Origin of the sequence: Kaistella faecalis (assembly GCF_019195395.1) — a bacterium.
GTDB classification, from domain to species: Bacteria; Bacteroidota; Bacteroidia; order Flavobacteriales; family Weeksellaceae; genus Kaistella; species Kaistella faecalis.
Genome location: NZ_CP078067.1, coordinates 148,532 through 162,405, shown reverse-complemented (window position 1 = coordinate 162,405; position 13,874 = coordinate 148,532). Strand labels below are relative to the sequence as shown.

Genomic DNA, 13,874 nt, shown 5'->3' with positions numbered 1-13,874 from the left:
AATAAGTTTCCTGGTTTTTTATTGAATTTTTCTATTGCCCTATTGCTGCTTTCAATCAAAGATAAAATCTCCAAGGGTGTAATCACCTCATTAATCATTATTTACAGTGATTTTTTAATTTTCATTTGAATAGGTGATTTTTCATTTTCCTTATCCTTCTACATTTGTATCACAAACTAACCAATAAAATTTTTTAACCATGAAAAAATTACTTTCTAGTGCATTCGCACTTATCGCAGTAAGCTTCGCTTATGCACAATCCAACGTAGATGTAACTACACAAGTCGGAACCGGTAACTATGCTACAGTTGACCAGGACGGATTAATGAATAACAATTCACTTTTGCAAGTTGGCAACAATAACGATGCTGATATTGACCAAACTGGATGGTTTAACCAAAACGACGCTGTAAGCTGGGGTAATGGCAACGATATCGATGTAGATCAGGTGGGTATTGGAAACTCTAACAGTACAGAACAGTACGGTAATAACAATGATGCGCAGACAGATCAAAACGGATTACTGAACGAAGTTGAGCAATTACAGGTAGGTAACGGAAACGATGCTTATGCTGAGCAAGACGGAGCTTTCAACTATGCATCCCAAGATCAGGACGGTAATAATAATGATGCATCGTCTGAGCAAACCGGTATGGACAATGTAGTTTATCAGTCTCAGGATGGCAACAACAATGATGCTGCTGCAATGCAAATGGGTAATGATAATTATATCCATCAGTTACAGGATGGTAATAATAACGATGCTACTCACGATCAGTATGGTAACGGAAACTACGCAGATTCTCACCAATACGGTAACAACAACGAAACCTTAGGTTTACAGATTGGAAACAATAATGACTTGATTCAATACCAATGGGGAAGCGGAAACTACGCTGACGACTGGCAAATTGGTAACAATAACTTAGCCGACACATGGCAAATTGGGACTAACCATTCACACATAGGAACACAGATTGGTAACTCCAATACGATGATTATTACTCAATCTAACTAGTAATAACTTTTATACACCAATGCAGGAGGAATTTCGGTTTCTCCTGTGTTTTTAATTAAGAAAGACCCCATGAAAACTTTATTTACATTTTTATGTTTTTTCTTTGCCTACCTGGGGTTTGCGCAGGTAAACTCCTATCAAATCAACAGTTTAAATGTACTCGATTATTATCAGAGAAACCACCAAGTTCAGGATCCCTTAAATGCTTCTCAAAGCATAGTACTCCAAATTGGGAACGAAAACACTGTAGAGGTAAGAGATCAAAGACAGGAGTATCTAGAACTCAGTCAAGTAGGTAACGACAATACGATATATTTTACAAACCCTAATAATTACCCTACAAATGCCGAAATAAATATACAGGGCTCAGGCAATTACGTTGATATTGTGGGTAGCAACAGCATTTCCGATGGCATGAAAATCAATATCAACGCCAATGACATGACGATTTATATGAGAAATTACTAATCCCTTGAAAATGAAAACTCTCATCTCAATTCTAGTCGTTTTTTTTCTGGCTAACCATACCTCTGCTCAACATTTAAGCGGAATTACCGGAAAAATTATAACCGAAAACAAAGAAGGTCTACTGAAAATTACAGCCACCGCAATTAGCAAATCAAGTATTCATTACAGCTTGAATTACATTCTAGTTTCTGTGAAAAAAGGAAAGAACGGAAGTTCGAGCAATAAACAAAGCGGCAAATTTTCATTAAAACCCAATGAAACTAAAACCTTTGCAGAAACTAATATCAACCTTACGAAACAAGATGCCTTGAAAGTGTATTTGTTTGTTAAGGATGAGGAATCTGATAAATTACTATCAAAAGACAGTTTGGAAGTTAATCCGGAAAAATTCAGTTCTGCAGTTAGTTACATCCCCGAAAGCAGTATTGAGTTGGTGGGCTTAACAATTGATGAAACCAAAACCAGACTCGGGCAATTATTCTACGAATCCTTTTTTAAAAAGTATAACCAAATTCCTAAGAAATTCGAAGGAACTGTAACCATTTCTGAACTTCCATCATTTGGGCGTAACAGCAGAATCATTGTCAGTCAGGATGATCAAATGATTCACAGCTTTTTAACCCGCCCTGATGAAGAATCTATAGATGCTGAAGCCGACCGGGCACTGGCAAACCTTGCGGAGTATAATTCCAGAAACAGTTTGAAAAATAAGGAATTTAAATATTAACAATTTCCACATGAAGAAGCTACTACTCATAGTATTTTTAACAGTATTTTCTATTTCAGCCATAGCACAGCAACTCGTGTATAAACCTATTAATCCCGCATTTGGCGGTGATACTTTCAACTACCAATGGTTAATGAGTTCTGCAAGTGCCCAGAACCAGTTTGATAATAATCTTAGGGGAGCATTAGATAGAAGTACAAATTCGCTTGACAGTTTTACCGAAAATTTAAACCGGCAAATCCTTAGTGAATTGTCGCGGAAACTTTTTGGAGATCAGTTCGGGGATGGTGATTTGCAGCCAGGAACCTACATTTTTGGTTCTATATACCTGGAAGTCATACAAACCGGTCAAGGATTACTTATCAATATTTTAAATACCGATACGGGAGAACAGTCAGAAATTCTTATTCCCGGTGGCGGTTAACAAAATTCAACCCTATGAAAACACACAACCTTTTAAAACTAGCATTTCTAACTCCACTTTTACTCCTATTTCAGCACTGCACACTATTTAATTTACCTACAAACAGCGAAAAATCCACCTTAGGAGAAATTACTCCTTATACACCGGAAATTAAAAATCTGCCGGCACCAAAAGAGAAAATTGTTGTGGGAGTTTATAAATTTCGCGACCAAACCGGCCAATATAAGGCAGCGGAGAACGGCGCGAGTTGGAGTACAGCAATTCCACAAGGAACAACAACCATACTATTGAAAGCTCTGGAAGACAGTCGTTGGTTCACCCCAATTGAGCGTGAAAATATTGGAAACTTATTGAATGAAAGGCAGATCATTAGAAGTACAAGAAAAGAATATGCGGGAAACGATGCTACCGAATCCTCAATGTTACCGCCACTGCTTTTTGCGGGTGTAATTCTGGAAGGCGGAGTAATTTCTTATGACACCAATGTAATGACAGGCGGAATTGGAGCCCGCTATTTTGGCCTGGGTGCTGGAGCGCAATACCGGCAGGACAGGATTACCGTTTATCTTCGGGCTGTTTCGACTTCTACAGGAGAGATTCTTAAAACGGTATACACATCCAAAACAATTCTCTCTACCAGCATAAACGGCAATTTTTTTAGGTTTATTGATGCCGAACGACTTCTTGAATCTGATGTAGGAATTACGCAAAATGAGCCGGTACATTTAGCGGTCACTGAAGCTATTGAAAAAGCAGTTCTTTCTTTAATTGTTGAAGGAGTTCGTGACAATCTATGGGCAAATAAACAGAAAAGCCCGGGGGATTTTAAAGAAATTATTGCCAATTATAAATCAGAAGAGAAATTGAATGACCAGCGGCTCATCGGCAACAAATTTCCAAACAGTGACCGGGGCAAGTTTTCTTTGTTCGCGTACGCAGAAGGTTTTAAAATTAAGGGCGACTACGTTGATGCAAAGATGACGCTGGGTGGCAAGGCAGGAATTAAGTATTTCCTTACTGATAATTTAAATGCTGAAGTAAATTTTAATGCAGTTACGATGGAGAACAAGGATATCTTCAAAAAATCAGTAATGATGTCGGAGATCAATTTAGAATATCTTTTCCTTTCAAAATATAAGTTCAGTCCGTTTGTTTATGCTGGAGGTGGCTCCTTTTTCTCGCCGGACAAAACTAGATACAAAGCACAGTTTGGAGGTGGATTGGAATATTTAGCTACTAAGAATCTTGCGGTTCGGGTCGTAAGTCAATATGATTTCGGATTTGATGATGACTGGGATGACTACATCAACGGATCACAAAAAGATCAGGGTGTGAGAATTGGGCTAGGCTTAAACTATTATTTCAGTTCAAAAAAAATTAAAAACTAAAATCATGAAGAAACTATTATATATCCTTACGTTTTTTGCGCTGATATTCTCTATTATTTCGTGTAGTGAGGAGTTGGTAGATAAAGTTCAGACCGGAACTTTAAAGGGCGTTGTTATTAAAAAAGGTACCAATCAACCTCTCAAAAATGTAAAAGTCCACACTACCCCATCTACAGAAACTGTTTTCACCAAAGATGACGGAAGTTTTATCATAGAAAACATCCCAATTGGCGATTATTCAGTCCGGGCAGAGCTCATGGGCTACCTTACAAGTTTTCAGGGCGTTAGTCTCAAGAATAATGCTCAAGTAGTTTCGGTTGTTTTTGAACTTAGTGATGATGATTCACTGAATTCTTCGCCATCGGTTCCTATACTATTAAGTCCGGTAGACAATGCTATTAATCAGCCACTTTCAGTAGATTTATCATGGAATGCAACAGATGCTGACTCTTTGGATATTTTAAAATATAAACTCACCGTTAAAAATGATTTCGATAGTCAGGTTGTTGAAATTAATGACTTGACAGAAAAGCATTATTTTCTTGAAAATTTGAAATTTGGCGTAACTTATTACTGGCAGGTTAGCGTAAACGACGGAGTGAATCCAGCGGTAAACAGTGAAGTTTTCAGGTTTAAAACTAATTCCGTTCCCAACAACAGGTTCCATTATGTAAAGAACACCAATGGCAATTACTATGTTGTTTCGAGTGATGAGGCCAATACGAATTTTCAGTTTACACCTCTTTCAACAAACAGTTGGCGGCCCCGACTCAATCAAAATGCGGGCTTAATAGCTTTTCTAAGGACAGTCGGCGGAAATGCACACATTTTTACCGCAAAGCCGGATGGTTCGCAGCCATTCCAGGTCACAGCAATTCCGATCGCAGGGTTTAATAATGCAGAAATTGATTTCTCATGGAGTACAAATGGAAAAGAATTTCTCTATGCAAGCTTCTCTAAACTTTACCGGATTAATAAGGACGGCAGTGGATTAGAACTTGTTTACTCAACGCCGGACGGTAGTTTTATTTCAGAATGCGACTGGAGTTACGACGGGAGCAAAATTGCATTGAAAACGAATGATCCTAACGGTTATAGTGTTAAAATTTATGTCATCGACATGTTGGGAAATACAGTGAAAACTGTGCTGGAAAATGTAGCAGGTGCGGCGGGAGGACTTAATTTTTCTGTAGACGGTAACCTTTTACTCTATACCCATGATATTTCCGGTCATCAGGAAGATAATTACAGGCAGCTCAATACACATATCTTCATTTATAATATGCTAACGGATACACACACCGATATTTCTGCGGCAACTGACAAGCCCGATGGAAGCAACGATTTGGATCCCCGATTTTCGCCTAATAATGCTGATGTGATTTTTACCAATACCTCTAATGACGGCATATCAGTAAAAAATATATTAAAAATTATCCTGGAGGATAATTCAAGAACTACCTTATTCCCCGACGCAGAAATGCCAGATTGGGAGTGATGTTTTCAAGGGAGTTGAGGAATTTATTCCTCAACTTTTTTTATTTTACAAAGCAGAGGAAATAACTCTGCTTTTTTAGTTTCCCGACTGATTGGTGGTTAATAAAGATAGGACTTAAGGTGCCTTATGAATGTAACGTGAAAGCTTAATTCCCAGATCAGTCCAAACTATCCTCGGATTTGCATTACGTTCAAGATGATAATCCGCATCAGAAATTTCGGTGAGAATTGCTTCAATATTAGCCCCGTGAATAAACCGGGAAAAACTATCCCATTTAAAACCTCCGGAATCAATCCTCTTGTAAACTAAAGTTTCGTTGCCATAATTCTGAAGTAAGGCAAGACGGAACATTTCAGCGCAGTAATCTAAAAAATTCTTCTGTTTTTCACGGTTCCATGCCGCGATGTTACGCCCCCAAAAAACGATATTCTTCAGAAATTCCGGTTTTTTCTTTACCTGAAATGCCTCGCGAACCCACATTACAAAAAGATCTTCAAATTCTGTATCTGCATTTTCGGAAACCAAAAGTTTCTGCGCGCTGTTCCAGTCACCCTGAGCCTGAAAAACGGTTTCTCTAAGTTTTTCATCTCCAATCTGATGATTGTTTTTAAGAAAAGTCTCGATGTCTTCGTCCTGAATTCTGGGAATTTCTACCAACTGAGTCCGTGAAAGAATAGTTGGTAAAATAAAATCGATATTTTCAGCGGTAAGGATGATTAAGGTATCTTTCGGCGGTTCCTCCAGAAACTTCAGGAATTTGTTGGCAGCAGCAATATTCATTTTGTCTGCCTGCCAAACAATCAGAATTTTGCTGCCGCCTTCGAAACTTTTTAAAGAAAACTTTTTATTCAGTTCATCAACTTCGTCGGCATAAATAGTAAGCTGCTTGTTCTCGGACTCCAGAATTTTAGTCCAGTCCTCATTATTAGCGTACGGATTAGCAAGAATCATTTCCCTGAAATTTTCAAGAAAATTATCGGAGAGTCCGCTGCTTTTTTCTTTAAACACAGGAAAACTGAAATGCAGATCAAGGTGATTCAGATGTTCTACTTTTGATGAAGAATGCAGATTTTCTTTCGCGAAAATTTCTTTTGCAAAAGCCAGTGCAAGCGGAAGTGTACCGTAACCCTCCTTCCCGATGAAAAGTTGTGCGTGTCCTACCCTGTTATCTGAAATGCTCTCTCTGAGGAGTTTTTTAAGATTTTCCTGACCTACAATCTGTTCCCAATTCATTTTTCAAAGATAAAAAAAAATGCCTCACGTAGGTTTTCTAAATGATTTCTATAACATCTACTAAATGATCATTATTCAAAGATTCCGACGAATTCTCCAGACTCAATTTTCATTTGTAATAACAGCAAAGCCCCTTAACAAACTTTAACCAAAGTAAATTTCCTCAATTCAGTATTATTTAAGATATTTGCGCATTATTTTTAAAAATAGAGAATGAAAAGATTTTTTGTATTACCACTCGCAGCAGCGGGATTTTTCCTGAATGCTCAAACGATTGGTAATTCTCCTTACGCTGCCTTCGGAATCGGGGATGTGAAGTATGATAACACAACTGATGTAAATGCGATGGGCGGAATCTCTACAGCTTATATCTGGGATTTCAACAATAATTTTAATTTCGGCAACCCCGCTGCAAATAAAAATTTAGAGCTTACTACGATAAAAGTTGAGGGAACCAACGAAAATAATTTCTTCAAATCAGATTACGACAATTCGAATGTTACCAAACATTCATCTTACCTTTCCAATATTGCTATAGCATTTCCGATTTCACAGAAAGTTAAATTTGGAATGGGTTACCAACCCTACAGCTCCAAAAAATATTCTGTATTAATACAGCAGGATGTGGAAGATTCCGAAGTAAAAACAGCTAATGTTTTTCGGGGTGAAGGAACACTAAGTACTGTTCAGGCAGCGTTGTCTTATCAGATTTCTCCTGAGTTCGGTCTAGGTTTCAGAACCAACTTCTACTTCGGAAATTTATATGATATTAATGAACTTACTTATTCCAACGCCGAGTTGATTAATGGATATGAAACCAAAAACAAGATTAAAACCTTCAATTTCACACTTGGTTCTGCTTATCAGAAAAAATTTGGTACCGACAGAAAGCTTACATTAGGCGCAACCTACACTTTCGGAAACACCGGTGAGATGGAAACTAACTACACGAACAGTACGTATTTTTACACCACAGGAAACCAAAAAGAAAATATAAGTATCATAGACGAGGATTTCAGTACTGATAAAAACCTTATCCCTATGGAGTTTTCATTCGGTGCGGGTTACGGACGTGATGCTAAATGGTTTGTAGGAACTCAACTGGATTATAGAAAAGGGGAAACCATTCAGTTTCTTGGCCAGCCGTTCACGAATCAGAATTCTTACAAAATCGCTGCCGGAGGTTGGTATTTACCTAACTTCAATAACTTCAGGAATTATTTCTCAAGAGTTACTTACCGCTACGGCGCTTATTACGAAAAAGGAAACCTTTCTTTCAACGGAACCAATATCAATCAGTTTGCTTTAACCGGAGGTGTTACCTTGCCTTTCGAAAACCGAAGTGCAGCCAGAATGAGCGGAATCGATCTTGGTTTAGAAATCGGGAAAAGAGGAACGCTGGAAAATAATATGATCCGCCAGAACTTTGTTAACCTGAGAATCGGACTGAATTTTGCCGATAAATGGTTTAACAAACGTCTTTATGATTAAGAAATGAATCTTATCGCTAAAATATTCTATAAAAATATAGCCGCCTTTTTGGGTTGTGCTATATTTTTTGGTTTAATTTCCTGTGATGAAGATTTAACAGCCATTAATAAAAACAACAACACCAACTTTCCCTCTCAGGTCATCAACAATGCCAATATTGTTCAGCGTGATTCGGGAATGGTAAAGCTGCGTGCTACGGCACCGCTTATCGAGAAATACGAATTCATCGACTCACCGTATATCGTTGCAAGAAAAGGTATCAATATTCTTTTCTACGACAAGAAAAAACCTAAAGAACCGGGAAAGATTAATGCCAAATATGCCAAGTTCAATGAAAAAAAGAAATTTTACGAGGCTAAAGGAAATGTAAGAATCACGACGAATGAAAATCAGATGTTCGCGATGCAGTCGGTATTTTGGGACCAGAATAAAAGACTCATTTACACTTCGGATACCGTGTACGTCACCGACAAAGATGGCTCCACACTTGTAGGAGCAAACGGAATGAAAGCCAAAGATGATTTCTCAGAATACACCTTTTACAACAATTCCGGCAACATAAACGCTAAAAAAATCCCCGAAAAAGGAAGATAATTTTCGTAAATTCGAAAAAATCTTTTTTTATGACCTTTCACGCAATCGGGTTGATGTCGGGAACAAGTCTCGACGGACTTGATATTTGTTTTGCCAAATTCCAAAGATTAAATTCCGAATGGAAATTCAGTATTCTTCAGGCTGAGACACTTCCCTATTCTTCTGTATGGGAAGAAAAGCTAAAGAATTCAATTCATTTGAATGCTGAAGATTTATTGGCACTGAATTCTGAATATGGTTTTTATCTCGGTGAAAAAGTAAAAGAATTTATTTCCAGAAATTCTCTCGCTAAAATTGATCTGATTGCATCGCACGGCCACACCGTTTTTCATCAGCCACAACGTCATTTCACGTTACAGATTGGTGATGGCAGGGCCATTAAAATTAGTAATAATATTCCTGTAGCCTACGATTTTCGCAGCCAGGATGTACTCATGGGAGGCAACGGTGCACCGTTGGTTCCGATTGGAGATGAACTTCTTTTTTCGGAATTTGACGCATGCCTGAATATTGGAGGATTCTCGAATATTTCTACGCGAAATAAGGGAAAAAGAATCGCTTTTGATATTTGTCCCGTGAATATTGTTCTTAACCGATACGCATCAACTCTCGGAAAAAAGTATGATGAAAATGGAAATTCTGCCAGAAACGGTAAGGTAAATGAAAAGATCTTAACATCATTAAATTCCCTTGGTTTCTACGCAGAAAATCCTCCAAAATCGCTGGGAATCGAATGGGTAAATCAGAGTATTATTCCGCTGCTCGAAAATGAAACGCCGCAGAATATTCTTGCAACTTTCACCGAACATGCGGCAGACCAAATTGCGCAGATTTTTAATCATTACCAGTTCAAGAACGTTTTATTTACAGGCGGGGGAACGTATAATTCCTATCTAATTGAACGCATTAAAGCCAAGTCAGCAACCGATATTATCATTGCTAGTCGGGAACTTATCGATTTTAAGGAAGCACTGATTTTTGCATTCATGGGTATTTTGAAAATGAATAACGAAATTAATGTACTTTGTTCTGCTACCGGGAGTTCGGCTGACCATTCGTCAGGAATAATCGTTTAAACAGAACTTTAACTTATTAATAAAATATTATGCAGATTGACATCAGAAAACTGGCCATCGAAGATTATGATGAGCTTAAAGAGACTATGCAGAAAGCCTATCCGGCTATGTCGGAAAATATCTGGTCTAAAAAAAGCATACAGAAACTGATCCGCATCTTCCGGGATGGGCAGATTTGCATTACCGTTGACGGAAAAATCGCAGCGGTTGCACTTTCCCTAATCGTGCAGTACGAACTGTATGGAGACGATCACACGTATAAAGAAATTACCGGAAATTATACCTTCAATACCCATTCTGATACCGGAAATGTACTTTATGGAATTGAAGTTTTTGTTGATCCCGAATTCAGAAAGTTAAGACTTGCCCGAAGACTTTATGATGTAAGAAAAGAACTTTGCGAAACCCTGAATTTAAAATCGATAATGGTCGGCGGACGAATCCCCAATTACCACCTGCACAGCGCAGAACTTTCGCCACGCGCATATATACAGAAGGTAAGAAATAAAGAAATCTATGATCCGGTATTGAGTTTTCAGTTGGCGAATAATTTCCTGCCGGTTAGAATTCTTAAAAATTATTTGCCTGAGGATCAACATTCCGAAGAAAATGCAGTGTTGCTGCAGTGGAATAATATCTACTACAGTAAAAAACCGAATACAATGCAGGATTCTGTGATCCGGTTGGGATTGGTTCAGTGGCAGATGCGGCATTTTAAAAACCTTGATGCTTTTTTTGAGCAGGTAGAATTTTTCGTGAATGTAATGGCAGATTACAAATCGGATTTCATCATGTTCCCGGAACTCTTCAACACGCCTCTGTTAGCTCCTTTCAATCATCTTTCAGAAAGGGAAAGTATGTTTAAACTGGCTGAACTGACCGAAGAAATTAAGCTGAAGCTTTCCGAATTTGCAATCGGTTACAATATCAATATAGTTGGCGGAAGTATGCCTCTTGTCGAAAACGGCGAACTCTACAACATCAGTTATTTGCTACACCGTGACGGCAAAATTGATGAACACAGAAAAATTCATATCACACCCAACGAGAAAAAATATTATGGTATGAAAGGCGGTAACGAAATTAAAGTCATCAATACCGATTGCGGAAAAATAGGTTTGGTAATATGCTATGATGTAGAATTCCCTGAATTACCAAGGATTTTAGCTGATCAGGGTATGAAAATCCTTTTCGTTCCTTATCTCACCGATACCCAGAATGCTTATACACGAGTTCGCCACTGCGCAGCTGCAAGAGCGATTGAAAACGAATGTTATGTTGCCATTGCCGGATGTGTCGGGAATTTGCCGGGCGTAAACAATATGGATATTCAATTTGGGCAGGCGGCAGTTTTCACACCTTCAGATTTTGCCTTTCCATCCAATGCGATTAAAGGGGAAGCAACACCGAATACAGAAACAACTTTGATTGTAGATGTGGATCTGAATTTACTGAAAGAACTTCATCACTACGGCGCAGTGCGCACCATGAGCGACCGGCGCAGAGATCTCTATGATACTGTAAATTTCAACAGCGAAACAGAATAAAAAAATCCCGGAACAGATAAGTTCCGGGATTCTTTATGGTAAGAATTTTTATTTTAAAGTTTAAATTCAAGTTTCACGTTAAAGAATCTTCCCGTTAACCGTACAGGAACCGGATAATTATAGCCTGTAGAAACATCATTAACCCATTGGTTAGCTACCGTATTGCTGATGTTGAAAGCATTAAAAATCTGTACTCCTAAAACAAGTTCATTAAAGTTACTCCAGAAACCGCTGTTTACTTTATTGTCTTTCTGATCGATGAAAACTTTAGACAAACCTATATCAACTCTTTTATAAGAAGGTAAAGTTCTCTGGTATTTATATGGCGCTTCAAAATCAGGTTTTCCGTTCGCGTCTAAAGAAATCGGTGTTCCCGAAGGAAGTCCGTTCGCATAAGTCAAAGTAAGATTTACACGCATCGAAGGAAATTTAGGCATATAATCCTGATAGAACATGGAAAATCTGAATCGGGGATCAGTTGGTCTCGGGATATAACCACGGCCTTCGATATTTTCGTAAACGCGCGCATAACTTGCGGAAATCCACGAATCTACACCTGGAACAAATTCACCGAACAATCTTGTATCAAGTCCGTAAGCGTAACCTTCAGAATTATTGGCTCCGGAATAGCGAATTCTTACGTTATCAAGATAATACGGAATCAGGTTATCCATTTTCTTATAGTAAACTTCCGTAGTTAATTTAAAAGGTCTTTCAGCCATTCTGAATTCATAATCGTTGGCTAAAATCACCTGCGTGGAACGCTGCGATTTGATGTTGGAATTAAAGTTGCCGTCAAGATCTTTAATTTCTTTATAGAAAGGCGACTGGTAATAAATTCCTCCCGAAATTTTAAAGAGCATATCCATTTCCCAATCAGGTTTGATGGCAAACTGCGCTCTGGGCGAAATAATGGTTTCATCGTTGAAATCCCAGTGAGATGCACGAACCCCGGCATTTACAAAAACTCTGTTCTGACCCCAGAAAAATTTCTTAGAATATTGAGCATATCCTGAAAGTCTGGTAGGCTGGATATGATTTTCACCTGCAATATGGAAGCGAAGACGTAGTTGAGACGGATCCAGAACCCCCGGATTGGTATAATCTCGCGGAGTGCTGTAACCTAATGAATCTACGAGTTGCCATTCATTGGTGAAATCTTTCAGGTTTTCTTTTTCGAATTTTAAACCTACCTCGAAATCTGTATTTACATCAGGTGAAAAACGTGTTTTTAACTGTGAGCCATAGGTTTTTACCAATAAATCATTTCTTGCGTGATCAATCTGCCCGCCAACATCATAAGAAGTAATTGGCGCTCCGGTTACCGGATCAAAAGTCTGCAGCATATATCCTGAAGCGATGGAGTAATATTCTCTTTCACGGTTTTGGTAAGCGAAATTATCAAGAGTAAAGGTCCATTTTTTATTTGGTTTAAAGTTGACAGACGCGGTGCCCATCATATTTTTATATTGGTCATCTTCCTGCCCGTTGTAAAAAACGCTCAGTTTTAAAGGAGTCTGTAAGCTTCCGAAATCCACTTCCTTTACTTTCGGAACCATTTCGTAATCATTTTTACTCCAGTATCCGATAAACGAAAAGTCCCACTTTTCATTCAGTTTATAATTGATATAAGACTGAAAATCCATGTACTGAGGATTAAAATCAGTATCTTCATTCAAAGTATTCAGTACCAGGTTCGTATTTCTATAACGGCCTGAAAACAGCGCAGAAAGTTTCCTGTTCTTGCTTGCTAAGCCTGTTGAAAGCCTACCGCCTATTAAACTTGCCTCGCCCGCCACTTCAAATTTTGTAGGCTGACGGTAATAAATATTTAATGCAGAAGACATTTTATCACCATATTTTGCCTCGAAACCTCCAGGAGAGAAATTAATTGCCTGAACCATATCAGGGTTGATGATACTCATCCCTTCCTGTAAAGAATTCCGGATTAAAAAAGGCCTGTAAATTTCAATGTCATTAATGTAGATAAGGTTTTCATCATAGTTTCCGCCGCGAACCATATACTGGGAAGATAGTTCCGTGTTTGAGTTTACTGACGGTAAAGTTTTGATCAGTCCTTCAACTCCACCTGAAAGCGATGCAACCTGCTGAGCTTCTTTTGCAGAGATTTCAATAGAAGTTAAATCCGTTACTTTAGGTTTACCTTTTTTCTGGAAAACCACTTCCTGAATTTGGGTTTCTCTTTCAGCATTCACGAACAAAATGTTCACGTTCTGAACTTTCGGAGTAGGTTTAATCGTTTTGCTGAATCCCCTGAAATTTTCCTTCTGTACCGAAAGAGTCTGTTCTTCCGGAGCGAGAGGGATTTTCACAAATCCGTTGTCATCAGTTATAAAATTCTGACTGTTATAGGAGACATTGGCTTGAGAAACAGGAGCACCGTTTTCGT

12 protein-coding genes are annotated in these 13,874 nt (G+C 38.4%); 10 read left to right on the top strand and 2 right to left on the bottom strand.

Annotated elements, in window-relative coordinates:
• Positions 1-199 precede the first annotated feature (199 nt).
• From KTV93_RS00795 to KTV93_RS00770, 6 genes are all read left to right on the top strand, one after another.
• Positions 200-1,018, top strand: coding sequence for a hypothetical protein (locus tag KTV93_RS00795; protein WP_218249436.1), 819 nt, complete (start codon positions 200-202; stop codon positions 1,016-1,018).
• 69 nt (positions 1,019-1,087) lie between these two features.
• A complete protein-coding gene (locus KTV93_RS00790) occupies positions 1,088-1,486 on the top strand; it encodes a hypothetical protein (protein WP_218249435.1) in 399 nt (132 codons plus the stop codon).
• Between the two features lie 10 nt (positions 1,487-1,496).
• The gene (locus KTV93_RS00785; protein ID WP_218249434.1) at positions 1,497-2,213 is read left to right on the top strand and encodes a curli production assembly/transport protein CsgE; all 717 of its coding nucleotides are present in this window, start codon (positions 1,497-1,499) and stop codon (positions 2,211-2,213) included.
• Between the two features lie 10 nt (positions 2,214-2,223).
• Complete coding sequence (locus KTV93_RS00780; protein WP_218249433.1) at positions 2,224-2,637, top strand: curli production assembly/transport component CsgF; 414 nt, start codon at positions 2,224-2,226, stop codon at positions 2,635-2,637.
• Positions 2,638-2,651: 14 nt separating this feature from the next.
• Positions 2,652-4,025 carry a CsgG/HfaB family protein gene (locus KTV93_RS00775; protein WP_218249432.1) on the top strand — a complete coding sequence of 458 codons (1,374 nt, stop codon included), beginning with the start codon at positions 2,652-2,654 and terminating at the stop codon, positions 4,023-4,025.
• 4 nt (positions 4,026-4,029) lie between these two features.
• Positions 4,030-5,523 (top strand): carboxypeptidase-like regulatory domain-containing protein, encoded by a 1,494-nt coding sequence (locus tag KTV93_RS00770; protein ID WP_218249431.1) that lies wholly within the window; start codon positions 4,030-4,032, stop codon positions 5,521-5,523.
• Positions 5,524-5,637: 114 nt separating this feature from the next.
• Here KTV93_RS00770 and KTV93_RS00765 read toward each other — a convergent pair whose 3' ends face one another.
• Complete coding sequence (locus tag KTV93_RS00765; protein WP_218249430.1) at positions 5,638-6,756, bottom strand: DNA polymerase III subunit; 1,119 nt, start codon at positions 6,754-6,756, stop codon at positions 5,638-5,640.
• A 213-nt stretch (positions 6,757-6,969) separates the two neighbouring features.
• Between KTV93_RS00765 and bamG the strand changes: the two genes are divergently transcribed.
• The 4 genes from bamG to KTV93_RS00745 are packed head-to-tail and all read left to right on the top strand — an operon-like array spanning position 6,970 to position 11,464.
• On the top strand, positions 6,970-8,247 hold the full coding sequence (gene bamG, locus KTV93_RS00760) for a BamG family beta-barrel-assembly machinery protein (protein WP_218249429.1): 1,278 nt from the start codon (positions 6,970-6,972) through the stop codon (positions 8,245-8,247).
• Between the two features lie 3 nt (positions 8,248-8,250).
• Positions 8,251-8,841 carry an LPS export ABC transporter periplasmic protein LptC gene (lptC, locus tag KTV93_RS00755; protein WP_218249428.1) on the top strand — a complete coding sequence of 197 codons (591 nt, stop codon included), beginning with the start codon at positions 8,251-8,253 and terminating at the stop codon, positions 8,839-8,841.
• Positions 8,842-8,870: 29 nt separating this feature from the next.
• On the top strand, positions 8,871-9,917 hold the full coding sequence (locus KTV93_RS00750) for an anhydro-N-acetylmuramic acid kinase (RefSeq protein WP_218249427.1): 1,047 nt from the start codon (positions 8,871-8,873) through the stop codon (positions 9,915-9,917).
• 29 nt (positions 9,918-9,946) lie between these two features.
• Positions 9,947-11,464 carry a carbon-nitrogen hydrolase family protein gene (locus KTV93_RS00745; RefSeq protein WP_218249426.1) on the top strand — a complete coding sequence of 506 codons (1,518 nt, stop codon included), beginning with the start codon at positions 9,947-9,949 and terminating at the stop codon, positions 11,462-11,464.
• Between the two features lie 53 nt (positions 11,465-11,517).
• On the opposite strand, the gene KTV93_RS00740 is transcribed toward KTV93_RS00745, so the two are convergent.
• Positions 11,518-13,695: a TonB-dependent receptor plug domain-containing protein gene (locus KTV93_RS00740; protein ID WP_230259236.1), complete on the bottom strand. Its 2,178-nt coding sequence runs from the start codon at positions 13,693-13,695 to the stop codon at positions 11,518-11,520.
• Between the last annotated feature and the right edge of the window lie 179 nt (positions 13,696-13,874).